At 54.2% G+C, this 18,837-nt stretch carries 22 protein-coding genes and 1 riboswitch; of the genes, 14 read left to right on the top strand and 8 right to left on the bottom strand.

The window, feature by feature from the left end; translation table 11 throughout:
* Positions 1 to 14: 14 nt before the first annotated feature.
* Positions 15 to 488 (bottom strand): glutathione peroxidase, encoded by a 474-nt coding sequence (locus AC3WQH_RS03115; RefSeq protein WP_005832758.1) that lies wholly within the window; start codon positions 486 to 488, stop codon positions 15 to 17.
* Positions 489 to 732: 244 nt separating this feature from the next.
* Between AC3WQH_RS03115 and AC3WQH_RS03120 the strand changes: the two genes are divergently transcribed.
* The 3 genes from AC3WQH_RS03120 to AC3WQH_RS03130 all read left to right on the top strand — a co-directional run bounded on the left by AC3WQH_RS03120 (position 733) and on the right by AC3WQH_RS03130 (position 2,965).
* On the top strand, positions 733 to 1,050 hold the full coding sequence (locus AC3WQH_RS03120; protein WP_005832756.1) for a YlaH-like family protein: 318 nt from the start codon (positions 733 to 735) through the stop codon (positions 1,048 to 1,050).
* A 10-nt stretch (positions 1,051 to 1,060) separates the two neighbouring features.
* Positions 1,061 to 1,333, top strand: a complete 273-nt coding sequence (locus tag AC3WQH_RS03125; protein ID WP_122952923.1) for a hypothetical protein — start codon at positions 1,061 to 1,063, stop codon at positions 1,331 to 1,333.
* 243 nt (positions 1,334 to 1,576) lie between these two features.
* Entirely contained in the window at positions 1,577 to 2,965 is a 1,389-nt protein-coding gene (locus AC3WQH_RS03130) for a hypothetical protein (RefSeq protein ID WP_492331902.1), read from the top strand.
* A 6-nt stretch (positions 2,966 to 2,971) separates the two neighbouring features.
* On the opposite strand, the gene AC3WQH_RS03135 is transcribed toward AC3WQH_RS03130, so the two are convergent.
* Positions 2,972 to 3,280, bottom strand: coding sequence for a DUF5665 domain-containing protein (locus AC3WQH_RS03135; RefSeq protein WP_035317338.1), 309 nt, complete (start codon positions 3,278 to 3,280; stop codon positions 2,972 to 2,974).
* Positions 3,281 to 3,455: 175 nt separating this feature from the next.
* Between AC3WQH_RS03135 and AC3WQH_RS03140 the strand changes: the two genes are divergently transcribed.
* The 3 genes from AC3WQH_RS03140 to AC3WQH_RS03150 all read left to right on the top strand — a co-directional run bounded on the left by AC3WQH_RS03140 (position 3,456) and on the right by AC3WQH_RS03150 (position 6,590).
* Positions 3,456 to 3,911, top strand: coding sequence for a pyridoxamine 5'-phosphate oxidase family protein (locus AC3WQH_RS03140; RefSeq protein ID WP_003843022.1), 456 nt, complete (start codon positions 3,456 to 3,458; stop codon positions 3,909 to 3,911).
* 89 nt (positions 3,912 to 4,000) lie between these two features.
* A riboswitch (SAM riboswitch) is annotated at positions 4,001 to 4,126 on the top strand.
* A 95-nt stretch (positions 4,127 to 4,221) separates the two neighbouring features.
* Positions 4,222 to 5,385, top strand: a complete 1,164-nt coding sequence (locus tag AC3WQH_RS03145; RefSeq protein WP_492331903.1) for an aminotransferase class I/II-fold pyridoxal phosphate-dependent enzyme — start codon at positions 4,222 to 4,224, stop codon at positions 5,383 to 5,385.
* On the top strand, positions 5,382 to 6,590 hold the full coding sequence (locus tag AC3WQH_RS03150; protein WP_025845106.1) for a trans-sulfuration enzyme family protein: 1,209 nt from the start codon (positions 5,382 to 5,384) through the stop codon (positions 6,588 to 6,590). The genes AC3WQH_RS03145 and AC3WQH_RS03150 overlap by 4 nt, the downstream gene beginning before the upstream one ends.
* 92 nt (positions 6,591 to 6,682) lie before the next feature.
* Here AC3WQH_RS03150 and AC3WQH_RS03155 read toward each other — a convergent pair whose 3' ends face one another.
* A complete protein-coding gene (locus tag AC3WQH_RS03155) occupies positions 6,683 to 7,303 on the bottom strand; it encodes a YhcN/YlaJ family sporulation lipoprotein (RefSeq protein ID WP_005832742.1) in 621 nt (206 codons plus the stop codon).
* A 199-nt stretch (positions 7,304 to 7,502) separates the two neighbouring features.
* Here AC3WQH_RS03155 and AC3WQH_RS03160 point away from each other — a divergent pair, with 199 nt between their 5' ends.
* A complete protein-coding gene (locus AC3WQH_RS03160; RefSeq protein ID WP_007784152.1) occupies positions 7,503 to 8,837 on the top strand; it encodes a PhoH family protein in 1,335 nt (444 codons plus the stop codon).
* A 360-nt stretch (positions 8,838 to 9,197) separates the two neighbouring features.
* On the opposite strand, the gene AC3WQH_RS03165 is transcribed toward AC3WQH_RS03160, so the two are convergent.
* On the bottom strand, positions 9,198 to 9,677 hold the full coding sequence (locus tag AC3WQH_RS03165; protein WP_007784154.1) for a DinB family protein: 480 nt from the start codon (positions 9,675 to 9,677) through the stop codon (positions 9,198 to 9,200).
* A gap of 134 nt (positions 9,678 to 9,811) precedes the next feature.
* Between AC3WQH_RS03165 and AC3WQH_RS03170 the strand changes: the two genes are divergently transcribed.
* Positions 9,812 to 10,258 (top strand): hypothetical protein, encoded by a 447-nt coding sequence (locus AC3WQH_RS03170; RefSeq protein ID WP_005832734.1) that lies wholly within the window; start codon positions 9,812 to 9,814, stop codon positions 10,256 to 10,258.
* A gap of 76 nt (positions 10,259 to 10,334) precedes the next feature.
* Complete coding sequence (locus AC3WQH_RS03175; RefSeq protein WP_005832732.1) at positions 10,335 to 10,871, top strand: hypothetical protein; 537 nt, start codon at positions 10,335 to 10,337, stop codon at positions 10,869 to 10,871.
* Positions 10,872 to 11,020: 149 nt separating this feature from the next.
* On the opposite strand, the gene AC3WQH_RS03180 is transcribed toward AC3WQH_RS03175, so the two are convergent.
* The gene (locus tag AC3WQH_RS03180) at positions 11,021 to 11,521 is read right to left on the bottom strand and encodes a hypothetical protein (RefSeq protein WP_005832730.1); all 501 of its coding nucleotides are present in this window, start codon (positions 11,519 to 11,521) and stop codon (positions 11,021 to 11,023) included.
* A 60-nt stretch (positions 11,522 to 11,581) separates the two neighbouring features.
* Between AC3WQH_RS03180 and AC3WQH_RS03185 the strand changes: the two genes are divergently transcribed.
* Together AC3WQH_RS03185 and AC3WQH_RS03190 are read left to right on the top strand one after the other, a co-directional pair.
* On the top strand, positions 11,582 to 12,229 hold the full coding sequence (locus AC3WQH_RS03185) for an MBL fold metallo-hydrolase (protein ID WP_007784159.1): 648 nt from the start codon (positions 11,582 to 11,584) through the stop codon (positions 12,227 to 12,229).
* Positions 12,230 to 12,323: 94 nt separating this feature from the next.
* Entirely contained in the window at positions 12,324 to 13,613 is a 1,290-nt protein-coding gene (locus tag AC3WQH_RS03190) for a CapA family protein (protein ID WP_290426265.1), read from the top strand.
* Positions 13,614 to 13,626: 13 nt separating this feature from the next.
* Here AC3WQH_RS03190 and AC3WQH_RS03195 read toward each other — a convergent pair whose 3' ends face one another.
* Complete coding sequence (locus AC3WQH_RS03195) at positions 13,627 to 14,700, bottom strand: hypothetical protein (RefSeq protein ID WP_007784163.1); 1,074 nt, start codon at positions 14,698 to 14,700, stop codon at positions 13,627 to 13,629.
* Positions 14,701 to 14,812: 112 nt separating this feature from the next.
* On the opposite strand from AC3WQH_RS03195, the gene AC3WQH_RS03200 reads away from it, so the two are divergent.
* Positions 14,813 to 15,949 (top strand): class I SAM-dependent methyltransferase, encoded by a 1,137-nt coding sequence (locus tag AC3WQH_RS03200; RefSeq protein ID WP_492331904.1) that lies wholly within the window; start codon positions 14,813 to 14,815, stop codon positions 15,947 to 15,949.
* A 32-nt stretch (positions 15,950 to 15,981) separates the two neighbouring features.
* On the opposite strand, the gene AC3WQH_RS03205 is transcribed toward AC3WQH_RS03200, so the two are convergent.
* The gene (locus tag AC3WQH_RS03205) at positions 15,982 to 16,248 is read right to left on the bottom strand and encodes a DUF2626 domain-containing protein (protein ID WP_005832721.1); all 267 of its coding nucleotides are present in this window, start codon (positions 16,246 to 16,248) and stop codon (positions 15,982 to 15,984) included.
* Positions 16,249 to 16,408: 160 nt separating this feature from the next.
* A complete protein-coding gene (locus AC3WQH_RS03210) occupies positions 16,409 to 17,107 on the bottom strand; it encodes a helix-turn-helix transcriptional regulator (RefSeq protein WP_007784168.1) in 699 nt (232 codons plus the stop codon).
* Positions 17,108 to 17,430: 323 nt separating this feature from the next.
* Between AC3WQH_RS03210 and AC3WQH_RS03215 the strand changes: the two genes are divergently transcribed.
* Positions 17,431 to 17,808 (top strand): Spx/MgsR family RNA polymerase-binding regulatory protein, encoded by a 378-nt coding sequence (locus tag AC3WQH_RS03215; RefSeq protein ID WP_005832718.1) that lies wholly within the window; start codon positions 17,431 to 17,433, stop codon positions 17,806 to 17,808.
* Between the two features lie 183 nt (positions 17,809 to 17,991).
* Positions 17,992 to 18,750, top strand: a complete 759-nt coding sequence (locus tag AC3WQH_RS03220; protein WP_005832717.1) for an enoyl-CoA hydratase/isomerase family protein — start codon at positions 17,992 to 17,994, stop codon at positions 18,748 to 18,750.
* Positions 18,751 to 18,837: the final 87 nt, after the last annotated feature.

Here is an 18,837-nt window from a genome sequence, read left to right on the forward strand (position 1 = left end):
AGGGAAGCCGTTTTTTACAGCAAGCGTTCGATGTCAGCGGCCACGTCTTCCGGCTGCACGCGGGCACCGATGCGCTTGACGATACGGCCTTCCTTGTCTACGAGAAACTTGGCGAAGTTCCATTCGATCTCTTCACCCTGGCCTTCGGGAGCGTTGGCTTTCAGGTGCTGGTACAAAGGATGGGCAGTTGGACCGTTCACATCGATTTTGGCAAACAGCGGGAACGTTACGCCGTAGTGGCGATCACAAAATGCCGCGATCTCTTCCTCGCTGCCAGGCTCTTGAGCGGCAAACTGGTTGCACGGAAAGCCGAGAACGGCGAATCCTTTGTCCGCATAGCGCGTGTACAGCTCCTGCAAGCCTTTGTACTGCGGGGTTAGTCCGCACTGGCTGGCGGTATTGACGATCAGCAAAACGCGTCCTTTGTACTCGGCCAGCGTCTGTTCTTCGCCGGAAATCGTCTTGACGGAAATATCGTACAGGCTCATGTTTTTCCCACCTTTTTCTAAGTTTGCGACCCTCTCATCATAGCATGTCCGCGAAAAGGCAGGCTAGCATTGTCGTGCGCCAAGTGCAGGAGCAGTCCGTTTTTGACAGGAAATCCATCACCTGATAAAGTAAAAAGGATACATACGAAAAAACGTTGGAAAAAGGAAAAGATTATGCAAAAGAGCGGGTCTTTCCCGTCGCGGTGAGAGGACACGGCCTTTTGCGTTACAGGAGAGATTTGTGATGGACTGGATACACCTTGCTTCAACCTACGTACCGGCAAACCCGGATCAACTGAGCGCCTACGACAGCTTCCGCCTGTGGGCGGACCATAATCGGGCTTGGATTTTGTTTGTGCAATTAATTATCGTTTACTACCTGGGGTTTGCGACGGTAATTCGCATGCCGATCTTGAAAACGTTGCTTTTATACCTTCTCCTGTTCGTCGGGGCGCTGATCTTTGCGATTTTGGACGTCCAGCTTCCTGTGAAGAGCGCGATGCTGGTCGCGATTGTCATTCTGGTCGTCGTCAAGCTGAGAATCAAACCGGAGCGAAAGTGAGGTTGCCCTCGTGAAACGTGATGATGCACTCTTTAACTGGTTGCAGATTCAAGTGGTAGCAGACGCGCGGCCGGACGATCAGTCGGCGCAGGAGACGGCGGCGTTTTTCTTGCAGATGTTGCAGGAGGACCACGCGCTTAGCGAGCTTGCCTATCGGCAGGAAGGCGGCTGGTACGTGCTGACGGCAAAGGAGGAAGCGGCGACGTTCGAGCGCAAATATCCGGCTGAAACGGTCGAGTTCTTGCTGGTCGCGATTGAAAACGAGCCTAAATACAATAGTTAAAAAAAGGGAAAAGACTCTTTCCGGCTCCGACCTGTTCGGCGGCGGAAGAGTCTTTTTTGTCGTGCGCACGGGGGCATTATCAGGCGTTCAGAGTGTCCCGGCGCGCTTTTTTGCTGTCTGGAGCCGCTGTGGGTATTTAGACGTGTTTTCGGCTGCGGTGCAACTTTTGAAAAAAACGCTACGTCTGTATGGTTGCCCACAGAAGACAGGGGATGATTGGCAAAAATAGAGGGGGAGACACCAGTGAAAAAGATCATGACCAAGCCCGTATTGGCGGTCGTTACGGCGGCGGGACTCATCGGCTGCCTGACGCCGATTTTTGCAGATGCCAGCTCCAGCAGCACGCCGGCGACCAAGGTAGTGATGAGCGACGAAGGCAAGCAGGTTACCCGCTACAACCTGAAAGAGCTTGCGAAAAACGACCCGGCTACGCTGAATATGCTGCTGAAAAACCAGGCAGACCATTTGTACCTGATTGTAGATCCGATCCATCTGAATACGAAGCTGCAAACATACATGGAAACGAACAAGTCGGAGTGGGAGCGCATTTATCGCGACTATTACGGCGACATCTGGCTGGAAGTTCGCCGCACAGAGGCGGACGAGGAACTAGTCAGCGTGAGCGCGCAGACCGAAAACGGCAAGGTGTACATCAAAGGCATCGTGACGCCGGAAGTGACGAAAGTAGTCGTGACCAAGCCGAACGGCGACTTTATCGAGGCAGTGCCGACGAGCGAGCATTCGTTTACCGTGAGCTTTGCCGCGCCGGAAACAGATTCCGTCCAATACGTCACCGTACAGGCGTATGCCGGCAGTCTGTTGGCGGACAGTGAAAAAGTTAAGCTCATCCCGCAGGCTGACGAGGAAAAAAGCAGGCTGATCCACGCCTTTTCCGTGTACGACGCCAAAAAAGCCGAATGGCAGGTAAAAGGTGTCGTCAAGCACGGAGCGGACAAGGTCGTCGTCTCCTACAACGGCGTGAAACAGGAGACGAGCTTGAAGAAGCTGTGGGACGGGGTGGACAGCTTCAGCGTGACGGTCAAGGACGTGAAGGCGAAAGCCGCAAGCGACGAAGTGCTGGTCGAAATATATGAAGACGGGAAAAAAGTCGACTCCGACACGATCAAAGTCGATGTCGTCAACCCACCGGACAAAGACCCTGGCGCGGCCTATGCCATTGCCGGAACGGCAGTGCACGATTTGAAGAAAAAGTCCGTTCAACTGAAAGGCACCGTCAAGGGCTGGGACGAGAAGCAAAAAGCAAAGCTTGTCGTCGTCACCCCGGACGGCAAGAAAAAGGAGATCAAGCCAAACGACAAGGGCGAATACACCGTGACCTTTACCTACAAAAACCGCTCGTTTGCTGCGAAAACCGTCCATCTGGAACTGTACGCGAAAGACAAGCTGGTGAAGCAGGCGGACATCGCGCTGAGCACGAAAATTACCGCCGTGCCGAAGAAGGATGACGATAAGGACGACAAGGATAAAGACAAGCACCACTATCCAAACGGAAAAGCATACGGCTATTGGAAAAACTACGACGGCAAATGGAAAGATGGCGACAAAGATGACCGCGACGATGACCGCGACGACGACGATGACGACGACCGCGGCAAAAGAAGCGGCAAGTAGTCTCGTTTACGGCTGCTTGTAAGTCTGAACATACTCGACCAGCTCGCGGATGTAATCGCCGAGGATAGGGATCGAGAGAAACTGCGTCAAAAGCGAGCCGAGCAGCGCCAGCACGATCGCTGTTCCAATCGTCAAGCCAAGACCCCGGGCAAGCCCTGCGAGGAAATTGATCCAGAGCAGCTTGCGCGGGGCTGTGTAGTTTTGGATCACGTCTGCGAGCCGGATATCCTCCAAAAACATGGCGATTTTGTCCATGCGCTCGTTCAATTTCCTCACTTCCTGCAGCTCGTGGAGGACCTGGTCGATTTTGTGCATAAGCCGGTCTGTAGGCGTAGGTGCCACTTTTTCCAACCTCCTTATCCGGTACGGCTTTGTTTTTTACCAGTGTAGGGAAAAAAACAGGCAGAATCAAGGCGTGGAGGAAACGTTTGCCTAATGGCAGATGCGAGGGGTACAATAGACGTACTACCGTTTACGAGGAGGCATCCGAATGGCTGAAACCGTATCCCAAACCTTGTCGGAAGAACTGTTCGCGCTCCTGCAAAAAGAGCGATTTGTGACGCTCGGCACCGTCGATCACGAGACAGGAGCGCCATCGCTCAGCTCCTTGTCCTGGACATTGGCGGTGAACAGCGGACTCATCCGCTTTGCCGTGGATAACCGCTCGCGCATACTCGCCAATATTGCCAAAGAGCCGCAGGTCGTCCTGCATCTGATCGGGGCAGGCTCCTCTTTTGCGATCAACGGACGCGCCGCAGTGAAAGCCGAGCGGCTGGAGGGCGTTCCGCTGAAGCTGGCGCTGGTGGAGATCGCGATTGACTCCGTCCGAGACGTCATGTTTTACGGCTCGCGCATTTCCGTAGAACCGCAATACGAAAAGACGTACGACAAAAACGCGGCTGCGAAGCTGGACAACCAGGTCATGACTGCGCTGAAAAACGCCTAGTCAAGACGGCCGCACAACAGTGGAAAATCCTGTTGACAAAAAACCGCCGTATCCTTTAGTATTAGGTCATTCAAATTGAATAGCAAAACTTCTTATCCAGAGAGGCGGAGGGACTGGCCCGATGATGCCCGGCAACCAATCACCTGCATGTTCGTTCATGCGGGGAGATAATGGTGCTAATTCCTGCAGAGTTTTTTAACTCTGAAAGATGAGAAGGTCTTGCTTACGGTGACGTAAACAAAGCCTTCTTTCAGAGGAAAGGGGGCTTTTTTCATGCCCCTCGTACATCATTGGAGGGAGAGAGTTACGTATGAGACTGGAAACAAAATTGATTCAAGCAGGCGTAGGCAGAGATGAAAAAACAGGGGCGGTCAGCTTTCCTGTCTACTATGCCACCGCATATCGCCACCCGGCATTGGGGCAGAGCACAGGCTTTGACTATACACGCACGGCCAATCCGACCCGCACGGTTTTGGAAGAAGCCATCGCCGAGGCAGAATCGGGCGATGCGGGCTTTGCCTGCGCATCGGGAATGGCGGCGGTTCATACGGTCATGGGGCTGTTTTCCCAGGGAGATCATCTCATTGTGTCGCTCGATTTGTACGGAGGGACGTATCGCTTGTTTGATCAGGTGCTTTCCCGCTACGGCCTGTCTTTTACGTACGTAGACTTGCGCGACCTGGAAGCGGTGCATAACGCGCTGCGAGCCGAGACAAAGGCGATCTTCGTCGAGACGCCGACGAATCCGCTCATGCAGATTACCGATCTTCGCCAAATCGCCGGGCTGGCAAAGCAGCATGGACTTTTGACGATAGTCGACAACACGTTCATGACCCCTTATTGTCAACGCCCGCTGGAGCTTGGCGCAGATATCGTGTTGCACAGTGCGACGAAGTACTTGGGTGGCCACAACGATGTACTGGCCGGACTGATCGTGACAAAAGGCGAGGAGTTGTCGGAAAAAATCCGGTTTTTGCATAATTCCATCGGAGCGGTATTGGGTCCACAAGATAGCTGGCTGTTGGTACGCGGAATGAAGACATTGGCGCTGCGCATGGAAAGACATCAGACAAACGCGCTCGCGGTTGCAAAAAAGCTGCAGGAGCATCCGGCTGTCGCCGAAGTGTTTTACCCAGGGCTGCAAGAACACCCCGGGCATGCCATCCAGGCGAGCCAGGCAAGCGGTTATAGCGGTATGGTTTCATTCCGGGTACGGTCTGCGGAGCAGGTGGGCTTGTTTTTGCAAAATCTGCGCATCGTTTCTTTTGCGGAAAGCCTTGGCGGCGTCGAGTCGTTGTGTACGTATCCGGCGACACAGACCCACGCTGACATTCCGCTGGAAGTACGGGAGTATGTCGGCGTTTGTGACCGATTGCTGAGGCTGTCGGTCGGGATTGAGCATCCGGAAGACTTGATCGCTGATCTGTTTCAGGCTTTGGACGCAAGTCTTGTCGTTGGGGGGGCTGCGCGATGAATTTCGCAACGAAGGTTTTGCATGGCTCTACTTGCATCGATCCGTTCACAGGGGCGTCGTCGGTTCCGATTTACCAGGCTTCCACGTTTCACCAGTTTGATCTCGACCAGCCAGGCACGTATGACTACGCCCGTTCCGGCAATCCGACCAGACACGCGCTGGAGGAAGCGATTGCCGCTCTCGAAGGCGGCGCGCGCGGCTTTGCTTTCTCGTCCGGCATGGCGGCGATCTCCAGCGTGTTCATGCTGTTTTCGGCTGGCGACCATATCGTAGTCGCGGAGGACGTGTACGGCGGCACCTTCCGCTTTTTGACCCGCGTGCTGTCGAGAATGGGCATTTCCGTTACGTTTGTCGATGCGACCCAGACAGAGGCCGTGCGGGAGGCGATTACTCCGGCGACCAAGGGAGTGTATCTGGAAACGCCGTCCAATCCGACGCTGAAAGTGACCGACATCGCGGCGGTGTCAGCCGTTGCGAAGGAGCACGGGCTGCTCGTCATTGTCGACAATACGTTTTTGACGCCGTACTATCAGCGGCCGCTGGAGCTGGGGGCGGACGTCGTCATCCACAGCGCGACCAAGTTTATCGGCGGCCACAGCGACGTGGTTGCCGGGCTGGCAGTGACGCGCGACGCCGCGCTCGGCGAGCAACTGTACCTGATCCAGAACGGCATGGGCGCGATTCTTGGGGTACAGGATTGCTGGCTCGTCATGCGCGGGCTGAAAACGCTCAAGGCACGTCTGGATGTCAGCACAAAGTCGGCAGGGATTCTCGCGGAGTGGCTGTCCACGCACCCTGGCGTGAGCCGCGTTTACTACACGGGCTTGGCTGACCATCCGGGGCATCTCGTCCAGCAACAGCAAGCAAGCGGCCACGGTGCGGTTCTGTCGTTCGATGTAGGGAGCCGTGAGCGAGCCAAGGCGTTGTTTGACCGGGTGAAGCTGCCGATTGTGGCAGTGAGCCTGGGGGCTGTCGAGACGATCTTGTCGTATCCGGTGATGATGTCGCATGCGGCGATGCCCGCAGCGGAGCGGGAAGCGCGCGGCATTACCGATGGCTTGATCCGGTTGTCCGCAGGGTTGGAGGACGTGGACGACTTGCTCGCGGACTTGAAGCAGGTACTGGACGCATTGCCGCCGCTGAGTTCGGTTCAGTCACAACAATCCGTCCAGCCGCAACAAAAAGAGGCATTCTCCCGGGCGTAATTTCCCGAGGCGAATGCCTCTTTTTTACTGAATCGGAATCTTCCACGAAAACGCGTTCGCTCATCCTTGAAATGGCTTCGAGAGAGTTTTTTTTATGGTGCGCCTGTGCGGTTTACGTTGATCTTGTCGTTTCCTTGCGGTGTCGCGCGGCCGTCTTTGTTGATGCGCTGTTCATTTTCCTGCGAGGGCGTTTCCTCCCGCTGCCTTACGTCGCGCGGCAACTGTGGAATGATGCGGCCGACGATGTCAGCCAACTCCTCGGCGAAGCCCGAGATCGGGTGGCCCCGGCGAATGTCCGCAGCCATTTCCTTCAGGCGCTGGACGATGTCCGGATCGGCTGTCACGATTGCGTTTGCGCCCTGCGGGTCTTCTTTCATCGCTTCGGCAACGGTGTACTTGATGACGCCGACCTCGGGCCGATCGAGATGGGCATCCACATCAATCCCGACGACAGCGATCTTGCCGATGACGACCGCCGTCGCACCGTTAACCTTTTTCACACGGGTAGCCAGTTGCACAAGCCGGTCGGCCGTCGCTTGCGAAGATTGGTTGTAAGCTGGTTCCGGGGCCGTTTGCTGGACGCGCTGGGTATGAGGCACTTGCTGGTTGGGCTGTGGGGCAGCCTGATTGGCTGGCGGCTTGTTGTTCGACATGCATCCAGACAAAAGCAGGCTGGCGCCCAGGCAGCCGATAATCATCCGTTTCATACGCATTCTCCCTTTCCCCGTAATGCCTCCTGAAAGCGGAGGGCAGGTTACCTGTATTTTGTCCTTGCAGCCCCATTTCATTCTGCCAAAGGGCCGTCTATCTCTGTCCGACCGAACATAGACTGTAGTACATCACGTCGCCACAATTGAGCATCCCTCCAAAAATTGCATACCGTATATAAGAAGGGTAATAGGAGGCGAGATTTTGAAGAAAATCTACGTACTGGACACCAACGTACTCCTGCAAGATCCACGGGCGATGTTCTCTTTCGCTGACAACGAAATTGTCATACCCGCTGTGGTGTTGGAAGAAATCGATTCCAAAAAGCGGTACATGGATGAAATTGGCCGCAACGCTCGGTACGTATCGCGGCTCTTTGACAGTTTTCGTGAGCTGGGTCATTTGCACAAAGGCATTACCCTGGAGACAGGCGGGCTATTTCGGGTGGAGCTGAACCATTCCTCGCTTCATCAACTGCAAAAGCAATTTACGGAAATGACCAATGACAACCGCATTTTGGCGGTCGCACTTAATCTGCAGGAGGAGGAGAACCAATCCCCACAGCCCAGACCCGTCATATTGGTTAGCAAGGATGCGCTCATGCGTGTGAAGGCAGATGCCTTGAACATTTCGGCAGAAGATTTTCTCTCCGATCGCGTAGTGGGGGAATTTTCCAGCATCTACACGGGTTATCAAAAAATGCTGGTCGCCTCGGAGATCATCAAGACGTACTACGCGACGAGAAAACTGCACTTGGCCTCCTGTTTCCCTCGCTACCGCTTTTATCCGCATCAGTTTCTCGTACTGAAGGACGAATGCAACCCGTCCATTTCTGCCATCGGAAAAGTGGACCCCGATGGAAAAACGCTGGAAATGCTTGTTTCAGACGACGATCCGATTTGGGGCATCCGGGCCCGAAACGTGCAGCAACGGATGGCAACCGATCTCTTGCTGCGAGATGATATCCCGCTGGTGACCATGACGGGCAAAGCGGGGACAGGAAAGACGTTGCTGGCGCTGGCAGCGGGGCTGCTGCAGATCGAAGACCAGCAAAAGTACAAAAAACTGTTAGTGGCACGACCTATCGTTCCTTTAGGAAAAGACATCGGTTATTTGCCCGGCGAGAAAGAAGAAAAACTGCGGCCGTGGATGCAACCGATTTATGATAATCTGGAATATTTGTTCAACACGAAGCGACCAGGCGATCTCGATAAAATTTTGGCGGGGATGGGCAGTCTGCAAGTCGAGGCGTTGACGTATATTCGCGGTCGTTCCATTCCCGGGCAGTTCATCATTATTGACGAGGCGCAAAACTTGACGAAGCACGAGGTGAAAACGATCCTGACGCGGGTAGGGGACGGCTCGAAAATCGTCCTGATGGGCGACCCGGAACAGATCGACCATCCGTACCTGGACGAAAGCAACAACGGACTGACGTACGTGGTCGAGGTGTTCAAGGATCAGAAGCTGGCCGGGCACATTCGCCTGGAAAAAGGCGAGCGCAGCGTGCTTGCCCAGTTGGCTGCCGATTTGTTGTAAAAAATCGTGTATGAAAACCGGCTGGCTGACCATACTATAGTTGTCGAGCCCGACGATTCATGTAAGAAACGGCGAAATGCCTTGCAGGAGGCGAAGATCCGTGGATAACCATGAACAAGCAGTCGACGAAAGTCGTATGGAAATAAGCCGATTCCTTGGGTAACCTATCTCTTTCATGGAGGTTGAAGTGCCAAAGAGAATAACCGGTAAAACCCCATAAGCAATCGGGCTCGACAAAGGACCGCTCCCTATTTGGGAGCGGTTTCGCTTTTTGGCGCAAATCAACGTGCGTTCCACGTCCATAAAAAAACGCGGACAGCCGTGTGGACGGCTCCGCGTTTTGCAGGCAAATGATAAGGGCTAGGCTTTGGCTGCGGTAATCGCCTTGCGCAAGGAAGAGATCATGCCGATGTGCATGCCTTCGTGGAACAGGGTGAAGACCATGATTTCGCCATACGTGTGCATAACACCCTTGTCTCCCAGTTCAAACGGCTTCGGGAGCGACTCGTTCAGCCGGGATTGGAATTGCTCCTTGATGCGAGCATGCTGCTCCTTCAACTGGGCAGCCAACGTTTCCAGGGAAGGGATGTTTCCCTGCCAGTCTGCCGGTTTTGTCCCTGGGCTAAACATAGCCGCGTAGGACGGAGGACAGTTCATTTTGGCTGGTCCAAGCAGCAAATAATCTTGCGTGAGCAAAATATGGCCGATATTCCAGCGGATGTTGTTTTTAAATCCTTCCGGAACGATGTCAGCCTCCTCCTCAGTCGTCTTGGTCACGTCCTCCAAAAACAGGCCGCGAATCAAATCGTATTGATTCCAAACGAATGAATAATCCTGCATGGCGAAAACCACCTTTCGTCAATTTCCATTCGTCTCCATGTTACCGTAAATCCGTAGCGAGGAAAACAAGCCCGGACAATTTTTTGCAAGTTGTCCTCCTCCCTTCATATATATATATCAAGGAGGGAGCGCACATGGTCACGTTGGACTCATCCATTGCCTTTTTTGTTTATGTAACCGCTGTTTCCAGCGCAGCGGCAGGTGTGACAGAAGCGTTCAAATCGATCATTCCGTTTTTGTCCACTGACTACGAGCCGAAGGAAGACTGCTGGGAGGACCAAAATGAGGCGGCGCGTCTGATGCACTACAAACGCTTTTTCAACCTGCTCATCTCGGTGTTGGCCGCCGGCGCGATTTTTGGCATGCTCGGCCTGGACCCGGCGCTGATTTTGACCGGAGCGGATTCGGCTTACGTGGAAAATCCATGGCAGGTAGGAACATGGCTGTGGGGCATTATCGCCGTGTTCGGTTCCCCGTTTTTTGCTTCGGTCCTGAAAATTTTGGAGGGATTCAAGCAGTCGGTCAATAACAGCAACCCGCCGAATCGCCCGCGGCAGAAGGTGAGCGGCCCGCGGGAATGACCGGCCACAGCTTGAACAGTGCCTGCCGCGTGCGGTAAGATAGCAAAAGCACATACCGCTAAAGTAGGTGGGCACGATGGCAAAGCGAAATTCATTCGGAATATTGGCATGGTTGGCGCTATTCATCTTCATGCTGACAGCCTGTTCGGGGCAGTCGGAGCCGTCCGGCGTATTCGATCCGGAAAACCAGCGGGAATACGGCGTGGGCGGAATTTACTTGGGCCAAAACATCAAGGAAGCGATGGACATCATCAAGCCGAGCAAAGCCGATTTTATGGACATGGTGTCTCGGGAAAGCTACACGGTGGACAGAATGGCAAAAGGCGAAGGCGAGGCCGTCATGGGCATGCTTTTGCTCGATCGCACGCAACTGCTCGTCAAGGTCAGAAAAGGCGAATTGAGCTCAATCATGCTCGGCGGAGTGGCAAAAGAAGACGCTGCGCGGTTCAAAACGTATCGAGGGCTTGCCATGTACGACAGCGGGGAGCAGTTGAAAAAGCTGTACGGCGAAGGCAGCGGGGAAAAGGAAGTCGTGTACGAAGGCAGCAAGTACACGGCCAACTTCGGCCTTGAAGACAACCAGGTGGTCTGGTTCCGGTTTGACAGCAAGTAGCGAGCAAGCAAGGAAGGAAGTCGCTTGGCTGGCGCAGGGAGCGCATGGCCCGCCAGCCCTGGCAAGCCGACAGAAAGAAAGTGAGTTCTCCCAAAGCGGAGAGCTCACTTTCTTTCTGGGCGAAGGCCGCAGTCAGCGCATCGGCTCGGCTACGTTTTGTGCAGCCACTGCACTTGCACCTGATAGGCTTTGGCGATCCCTTCAACAAGCTCGGTCAGGCTGCTGTCGAGCAGGTAGATCGTCTCTTCTTCCTCCGCTTGCGGGATCGTGCCGCTGACGTGCTCCTTCCACTGCTCAGCCGCAGCCCAGCGATCAGCAGGGGTGCCAGACGCTTTGTCTACCGTAAACAGCGCAACCTGGTCTGCATACACAAACATATGGTCATTCGGCGAGACGAAACCGATATCGTCCAAGTGCCCGACCATCGCTTCGGGAGGAAGCAATAGCAGCGAGAAGCCATCGCCCAGCATCTGCGACTTTTGCAAAATCGCCTCCAGCTTGTCTTTTTCCGCCTCGTTTTCGACGATAAAAAGCAGTTTGTCCCGATCAAAGACATTGACATGGTCCCCGATTTTATGTATGACTTGAGCATAGAAGCCAGGCAATTTCCCGTCTGGGATCGCAAGCTCGATTCCGTACATATGGCGCATGCGCTTCATCCTTTTCTCTAGGCTTTTTTCTTATCGTACCAAAAAAACAGGGAGGTTCCTATGAGCGACCAACAGCTTGCCATCCAATCTTTTGCCTTGGGAGGCTTTCAAACAAACGCCTACGTCCTGACCAACACGGATACAGAAGAGACGATTGTCATTGACCCCGGCATGGAGCCAGCGCGGCTTTTGCAGGCGATTTCCGGCAAAAACGTCGTGGCGATCCTTTTGACACACGCCCACCTCGACCATATCGGCGGACTGAACCAGGTGCGCGCGCTGACAAAAGCGCCCGTGTACATCCATCCGCTGGAACAGGAGTGGCTGACCAATCCCGATCTCAACGGTTCCAGCCGCTGGGGGCTGCCTGAGCCGATCGTGTGCGATCGCGCCGAGCACGAACTGGCTGACGGGCAGACGCTGCAACTCGCCGGATTTGACATCCAGGTGCTGCACACGCCGGGACATTCGCCAGGAAGCTGTTCGTTTGTGATCGGCAAGCATTGCTTTGGCGGTGATGTACTGTTTGCGCAGAGCATTGGCCGGACCGATTTGCCCGGGGGCGATTACGAGACGCTGATGATTAGCATCCAAGACAAGCTGTTTGAGCTGGATGACGACACGATCGTCTACCCGGGGCACGGCCCGAAGACGACGATTGACTACGAAAAAACGTACAATCCGTTTGTGACGGGCATGCTACGGTAAAGACTGCTCGACTCTTTCTGGAGATGCGAAGAGGATTTTGTCGGATGGCGGCGAAAAAGAAGGGGTTATCTTAACGCCAAAAGGAGCTATTGCGATGAAGCAAGCATGGAGCAAGTGGGTCATCATCACAGCGGTCGGCTGTATGAGCCTGGTCGGGTGCGTCCCGCCGGCAGCCCCGGATCACGAAGCTTCCAAGGCTCCTGTCCAGCATGTGACCCCATCTGAGCCCGCCACGCCGCAGCCGCCGCAAGACGAGCCTGCCGCCGACACGGAAGCAAATCCGCCCGCCCCTCCCCCGGAACAGGCGCCTTCGCGTTTTCCGGAACAGCGAATCTCGCTGCTCGCTGTCGGGGACATCATGGTTCACCAGGAGCAAATGGATGCCGTCTGGAACCCTGCGACCAAAACCTATGACTTCAACAAGTTTTTCCCTTATGTCACGCCACTGTTTCAAGAGGCGGACTGGGTGATCGGCAACCTGGAAACGACGATGAGCGGCAGCCAGGCCCGCTATTCGGGATACCCGATGTTCAATTCCCCGGAATCTTTGGCGCAAACGTTGAAGGAAGTAGGTTTTACCGCAGTAACGACTGCGAACAATCACTCGATGGATCGCAAGGAGCAGGGGGTACTGCAGACGATCAAATACTTGGATCAGGCAGGAATTTTGCACACGGGGACGTTTGCCAGCGCCGAGGAACGCAACGAGCCGCTTCTCTTGACCAAGGACGGCTTTACGCTCGCCCTGCTGTCCTATACGTACGGGACGAACGGCATTCCCGTTCCGCCAAAGAAGCCGTACCTCGTGAACCTGATCGCGCCTGAGGTGATGAAGCAAGACATTGCCCGGGCGAAGGAAAACGGAGCGGACCTGGTCGCCGTGGCGCTGCACTTCGGCGTCGAGTACCAGCGGCTGCCCAATGCGGAGCAAATTCGGACAGCCGAGCTGTGCCTGACGTACGGGGCCGATCTGATTTTGGGCGCTCACCCTCATGTTGTGCAGCCGTACGAGTGGAAGACGGTCACGCGGGAGGACGGTACAGAGCACACAGGACTGATTGCGTATTCGCTTGGCAACTTCGTCTCGGCCCAGCGCTGGGATTACAAGGACGTGGGCGCGATTCTCAAGCTCACCTTGCACAAGGACGAGTCCGGAAAAGCGAGTATTGAACAGGCGGAGCTGCTTCCGACCTACGTTCATTTTTTCCGCAAAAACAACAAGCGCAATTACGTGATTTATCCCGTGAATGAAACGCTGGCAGGGCTTATGCGCGGGGAAAAATATCCGACCCTCACCAAAGAAGCGATCCAGTACATGACCCGTTTGCAAAAGGAGATGTCGGTTCACGTGAATACGGCTGTCTCCGGAAAAAAAGCCAGCTAATGGATAGCTGGCCTTATTTCTTTCCGAAGCCGAACGGCAAGTTCAGCTTCAGTTGCAGCTTCAGTTCTTCGTTTTGCAGGCTGATGCCCTGCACCTGGATGTTGGGCGAGATCAGCTCGGGATAAAAGCCGAGATCGTACGCTTTTTCCATCTCGTCCACGGTCGCTTGCGGCAACGCGAAGCCGTCGAAGTAAAGCTCGCTGATGTGGAATTTCAACTGGGTGGGCGAGACGAGCTCGTAGCTGCCCACCAGACGAAGCTCCATATGGTCGTAGGTGCCTTCGACAATCAGTTTGTTGTCTTCAAAAGAGAAGCGCGACTGCTTGAACAACTCGTCCTTTTGCATCAAAAACTGGTTGAAATCGCTCTGCTTGATCGTCAGCGTATGGTTGAAAAAGCCGTCCGACTGGATGCGATCGGGCGTAGCCAGCTCAGGCACTTGCACCATCACCTTGGCCAGCATGCCGAAAAACGTCTGGAAGGCGGGCAAGCCGCGCTTTTCCCAATCATCAATCAAATGGTCCATCAACGCTTCTACGGCCGTCGGGTCGTCCAGCTTCTGCACGTTTTTCTCTTTTTCCGCCTGGATGGCGAGCATCTCGGCCAGTTGCTGCTCGTATTTTTTGCGCAGATCCTGGAGCAGAGCCAGCCGGTCTTGCTTGTCTGTCTGCATGACAGCAAGCTTTGTGCGCTCGGCATGGTACGCCTGGAGCCGATTCATGTCGTGCTCGTACAGTAGCTGATAAAATTCGAACATCAATAAAAATTGATTGAAATTTTCAGCATTGAGTAAAAGAGTGAGAAGATTGACTCGTTCACCCATGTAGTAAGCCCGTGCCACCTCGCCGGCATGGCGCTGCATCGCTTCGATCACGAGCTTTTGACGCTGCAGGTCGAGATCGATTTGAGCGATATCCCGGTATGTCCGAGACTCTTCATCCTTGAGCAAGGTGAGGGTTCGCTCCAGCTCTTTCTGAGTGAAATGCTGCTGCAGGATGAGCTGTTCCAGAGGAAGCGCCGTTTCTTCCTGGGCGAACGCCGTCAGCGGACATACAAGCAGGAACAAGACGAGCAGAAATTTGCGCATGTTTTCACCTTTTGCTTTCATGATGGAAGTCGCTTACCTTTCCACATTGTATGACTTCTTTTTCGTATTATAGCCTTATCAGGTTGAATTTGGATAGCAGGAGAAGAGACGAATGGATATCATCGCACAGATTCGCCACGAAATCGAAAGCCAGGAGGGACGCGCCATTTCGTTTTCGCGCTTTATGGAGCTGGCTCTCTATCACGACGCCTATGGCTATTATATGTCGGACTTGCCCAAGGTAGGCAAAGATGGCGATTTTTTTACCAGCGCGACGGTACACGCGGTGTTTGGAGAAACATTGGCGGATGCGGTGAGCGAGCTGTGGCGCGCAGCGGGGATAAAGCAGCCCGTGCTCGTCGAAATCGGCGGAGGTACCGGCTCCTTGTGCAGCAGCATGCTGGGACGAATACGCGAGAGTGCGCCGGACGTATACAAACGGTTGAAAGTCGTTCTCATCGAAGCAAGCCCTTATCACCGGAGAAGACAGGAGGAAGCGCTGCGCGAGCATGAGGTGGAAAAGGTGTGGCACGCTTCGCTTGCGGATGCCGCTTGCGGAGAAGCAGTAGAAGGCGTCGTCCTGTCCAACGAATGGCTCGATGCCTTTCCCGTTCACGTGGCCGAGCGGACGAAGACAGGCTGGCAGGAAGTAGCGGTGACTTGCAAAGAGGGGCAATTTTGCGAGGTGCTGCGGGAGCCGACCGCGCCATTGCTCGCTGCTCTGGCTGAAATAGAGGCGGCTCTGCCGATTCCGGCAGGCATGCGGATCGAGGTGAACCTGGGGTTGGAACAGGCGGCGCAAGAAGTAGGGCGCCTCTTGGCAAAAGGCTTTGTCGTGACGATTGATTACGGCGATCGCCAGGAAGAGCTGTACCACCCGAGCCGAAAAAAAGGGACGCTGATGTGCTACTACCGCCACCAGGCCCACGACAATCCGTACATCCACGTCGGGGAGCAGGATATTACCGCGCACGTCAACTTTTCCGCCTGGAGCCGCTATGGAGAAGCAGCAGGCTTGCAGGAGGTTTGCTACATGCGCCAGGACAAGTTTTTGCTGCAATGCGGACTGCTGCACAAAGCGGTCGCGCACCAGGATACGGACCCGTTTACAAGCAAGGCGATGAAGCGCAACCGGGCGATTTTGCAACTGATCGATCCAGCCGGATTGGGCGGCCGCTTCCGGGTCATGGTACAGCAAAAAGGCATGGAGCCGAATGCCGCTGCCTTGCCTGCGTTTTTCCGCCAATAAAAAAGATGCTCGCGATTGAGCATCTTTTTTTCTTACATCATCAGTTGCATGAAAGCGTGTTCTTGTCCGCCTACAGGCATCACGAAGAAGGTGTAGTACGTGAACCCTACAAAAGACAGGAACATGAAGCCGAAGAAAATGTTGATATACACTCGTTCAGTCAGGCTCATGTAGCTCAACGCTACAAAGAATGCAGTAAGACCGAAGAAGATGAGCGACATCGGGTACAGACCGCCCCAGAACGCCATCAGCGCGATTACAATGGTCCAAAAACCGAGAACGCGATACATACGATCCATTTGTTGTCCCCCCTTTTTGCCTAGATCGGTAAGATTTACAAGATTCCTTCCCCATTATATAGGACAGGCGAAGACGTGTAAACGATAAAGCTATGACGGTTTTTTGACGCGCCGAACAAAAAAAAGACGGGCGCGCCCAAGGGAGGACGTTTTCGCTTGCTCAGAACTGGATGACCGTATAGTTGCACGATTTGCAGCCCCGAATCATGGAGTCATCCTCACGTAATTCAATGTTCCCTAAGTACGTTTCGAATATTCCCATCAAAAGAGCGTTGTGCATCTGGCAGACAGCGCTCGGATATTTCTTGGCGGTGTCGGAAAACGTGCAGTTGTTTACGCGAAAACGAAGCTTGCCGTCTTCCAGCTTTTCAATGTCCGGTCTCAATCCCTGAGCCACGACGAGGCGATGGATCAGGTGCAATTTTTCTTCCAACGTAGCCGTTTGCAAATTCAATCCGCTTTGGACAATCGCCCGTTTCGCCATCTCTGTACCAATGCGATGCCCCATATGGATAAGAGCGGCTTCGCCCGCCTCACCGAGCGACAGCAGACTTTCGATCGCGATATCGGCCAGCAACTGATAGTCGCGCGGTGGGAACTGCAGGCTCACCACCTGTTCAGACAGTGAATACAATCGACTGGGACGTCCTCCTTTGCCGCTTTTGTCCGAGACGGCCGTGAGCAGATTCACGTCCTCCAGCTTGGTCAGGTGCAGGCGCGCTACATTCGGGTGAATGGCAAAGTGGTCTGCGACGTCCTGAACCGTGATGGGCTCTTTGCTGTACGCGACAAACTGGTAAATGGAAAAACGGGTGGGGTCTGCCAAAGCACTGGTTAACTTCTGCGCATCTTGGTCCATGCCGGATACCCCTTTCTCAACGTGACAAGCCTTGTTCAACATTTGTTTGAAAAAATTTCACATCCTCATAAGTGTATCCGATTTTGTGTGGCTTGTTAAGGTGGCAGTGTGCTACAACAGCACATCCCCCGATTTCCTGCCTAGTTTTTAGATTAACTACTATTGACATAGTGTTTATTGTAGATTTATAATCCAAACTAAAGAAAGAATTTTTATTAGCTTACTTTTTGCAAGTTAATAGCTCTAAGCAATTAACGAAAGCAGACAGCAGCACCAAGAACATACGCAAATGAATTTGTATAGATGAGACGGAGGGGTAACCGATGGCAGTTGCTGAGCGTACACGAACACAAAAATTGACGTTTTTCACGTATCCGAGCTGCACATCCTGTCGCAAAGCCAAAGCTTGGCTGGCAGAGAATGGCGTCAACTACGAAGAGCGTCACCTGTTCAAAAATCCACCGACAGCCGAAGAGCTGCTCGACATCATTAAAATGACGACAAACGGACTCGACGAAATTTTGTCGACCAGAAGCCAGCGCTTCAAAAACTTGGATGTGGACATCAACGACATGTCTGTAAAAGAGCTGCTGGAGATGCTGAGCGAAGAGCCGCAACTCCTGAAGCGTCCGATTCTCACCGATGGCGAGAATCTGATCGTCGGCTTCAATTCATCCGCCATGAAAAACTTGTTGTCGTAACCGGAGAGGGAAGGCGTAGGCCTTCTCTTTTTTTTTCGTCGTTAAAAAGTTCTAGCGGCACAAGAGCAGCCAGGGCTTCGCCAAAAGACCGGCAAAGCCAAGTTTTCTCGCGCCGATATGATTTTCGCGGGCGACACGGTACAATAAAGCAAATACATTCGAAGAAAAGGATGGAGACTGTTCATGGATACGTTACTGATCCGAAAAGAAGCAGGGATTGCCACGATTACGCTGAACCGTCCGCACGTACATAACGCCATCAGCATGGAGCTGGTCGACGAGCTGCACGAGGTGCTGGCCGATTGCCAGGCCGATCCGCAGGTGAAGGTGCTCGTCATCACGGGCACAGGCAAAAGCTTTGTATCCGGCGGCGACCTGAACCAGTTCATTGCGGCGCGAGGGCGTGCGCAAGCGCATCCGCTGCTCAGCAAAGTGGCGGGTCTGCTGTCTTCTATCGACCGCTGCACGAAACCGGTCATCGCGATGGTGAACGGTGCGGCGGTAGGCGGCGGTTGCGAATTTGCCGGGGCGTGCCACTTCCGCTTCGCCAGCGAGCAGGCGCTGTTTGGCTTCGTCCAGATCAGCATGCATATTACGACTGGCTGGGGCGGAGGCAGCCGGCTTTTGGACCTGCTCCCTGAGTCAAAGGCACTGGCTCTTTTGCTCGCCGGGGAAAGGCTTTCTGCACAGCAGGCCAAGGCTTACGGCTTCGTCGACGAAGTCTATCCGCACGAGCAGCTTGCGGACGCCGTTTACGCCTTTGCGCAAAAAATCGCGGCGCAGCCGCTTGTCGGGATCGAGGCGTACATGCAACTCGTCCGCTGGAAGCGGGAAGGGCTCGTGCGCGAGGAGCGCATCAGGCGGGAAGTCGATCAGTGCGCACAGCTCTGGGGCAGTCCCGAACACGTGTCCGTCGTGCAAAAGTTCCTCACCAAGCAGTAGTTCTCGCCTATTCGGGTTCTTCTCGTTTAAACATTTATTTGCTTGGACATACTTTTTCTAGTAGAAAGCGATTCTACAAGAGTAGGG

This window comes from Brevibacillus sp. FW301-21C12A (assembly GCF_058788915.1).

What these genes read in the sequence shown, in the direction of transcription:
- AC3WQH_RS03215 (WP_005832718.1), top strand. Translation starts at nt 17,431, where the DNA reads ATGGCAGTTGCTGAGCGTACACGAACACAAAAATTGACGTTTTTCACG.
- AC3WQH_RS03155 (WP_005832742.1), bottom strand. Translation starts at nt 7,303, where the DNA reads ATGCGTATGAAACGGATGATTATCGGCTGCCTGGGCGCCAGCCTGCTT.
- AC3WQH_RS03140 (WP_003843022.1), top strand. Translation starts at nt 3,456, where the DNA reads ATGGCTGAAACCGTATCCCAAACCTTGTCGGAAGAACTGTTCGCGCTC.
- AC3WQH_RS03190 (WP_290426265.1), top strand. Translation starts at nt 12,324, where the DNA reads ATGAAGCAAGCATGGAGCAAGTGGGTCATCATCACAGCGGTCGGCTGT.
- AC3WQH_RS03145 (WP_492331903.1), top strand. Translation starts at nt 4,222, where the DNA reads ATGAGACTGGAAACAAAATTGATTCAAGCAGGCGTAGGCAGAGATGAA.
- AC3WQH_RS03115 (WP_005832758.1), bottom strand. Translation starts at nt 488, where the DNA reads ATGAGCCTGTACGATATTTCCGTCAAGACGATTTCCGGCGAAGAACAG.
- AC3WQH_RS03120 (WP_005832756.1), top strand. Translation starts at nt 733, where the DNA reads ATGGACTGGATACACCTTGCTTCAACCTACGTACCGGCAAACCCGGAT.
- AC3WQH_RS03180 (WP_005832730.1), bottom strand. Translation starts at nt 11,521, where the DNA reads ATGCGCCATATGTACGGAATCGAGCTTGCGATCCCAGACGGGAAATTG.
- AC3WQH_RS03185 (WP_007784159.1), top strand. Translation starts at nt 11,582, where the DNA reads ATGAGCGACCAACAGCTTGCCATCCAATCTTTTGCCTTGGGAGGCTTT.
- AC3WQH_RS03195 (WP_007784163.1), bottom strand. Translation starts at nt 14,700, where the DNA reads ATGCGCAAATTTCTGCTCGTCTTGTTCCTGCTTGTATGTCCGCTGACG.
- AC3WQH_RS03210 (WP_007784168.1), bottom strand. Translation starts at nt 17,107, where the DNA reads ATGGACCAAGATGCGCAGAAGTTAACCAGTGCTTTGGCAGACCCCACC.
- AC3WQH_RS03170 (WP_005832734.1), top strand. Translation starts at nt 9,812, where the DNA reads ATGGTCACGTTGGACTCATCCATTGCCTTTTTTGTTTATGTAACCGCT.
- AC3WQH_RS03175 (WP_005832732.1), top strand. Translation starts at nt 10,335, where the DNA reads ATGGCAAAGCGAAATTCATTCGGAATATTGGCATGGTTGGCGCTATTC.
- AC3WQH_RS03205 (WP_005832721.1), bottom strand. Translation starts at nt 16,248, where the DNA reads ATGGATCGTATGTATCGCGTTCTCGGTTTTTGGACCATTGTAATCGCG.
- AC3WQH_RS03150 (WP_025845106.1), top strand. Translation starts at nt 5,382, where the DNA reads ATGAATTTCGCAACGAAGGTTTTGCATGGCTCTACTTGCATCGATCCG.
- AC3WQH_RS03165 (WP_007784154.1), bottom strand. Translation starts at nt 9,677, where the DNA reads ATGCAGGATTATTCATTCGTTTGGAATCAATACGATTTGATTCGCGGC.
- AC3WQH_RS03135 (WP_035317338.1), bottom strand. Translation starts at nt 3,280, where the DNA reads ATGCACAAAATCGACCAGGTCCTCCACGAGCTGCAGGAAGTGAGGAAA.
- AC3WQH_RS03200 (WP_492331904.1), top strand. Translation starts at nt 14,813, where the DNA reads ATGGATATCATCGCACAGATTCGCCACGAAATCGAAAGCCAGGAGGGA.
- AC3WQH_RS03220 (WP_005832717.1), top strand. Translation starts at nt 17,992, where the DNA reads ATGGATACGTTACTGATCCGAAAAGAAGCAGGGATTGCCACGATTACG.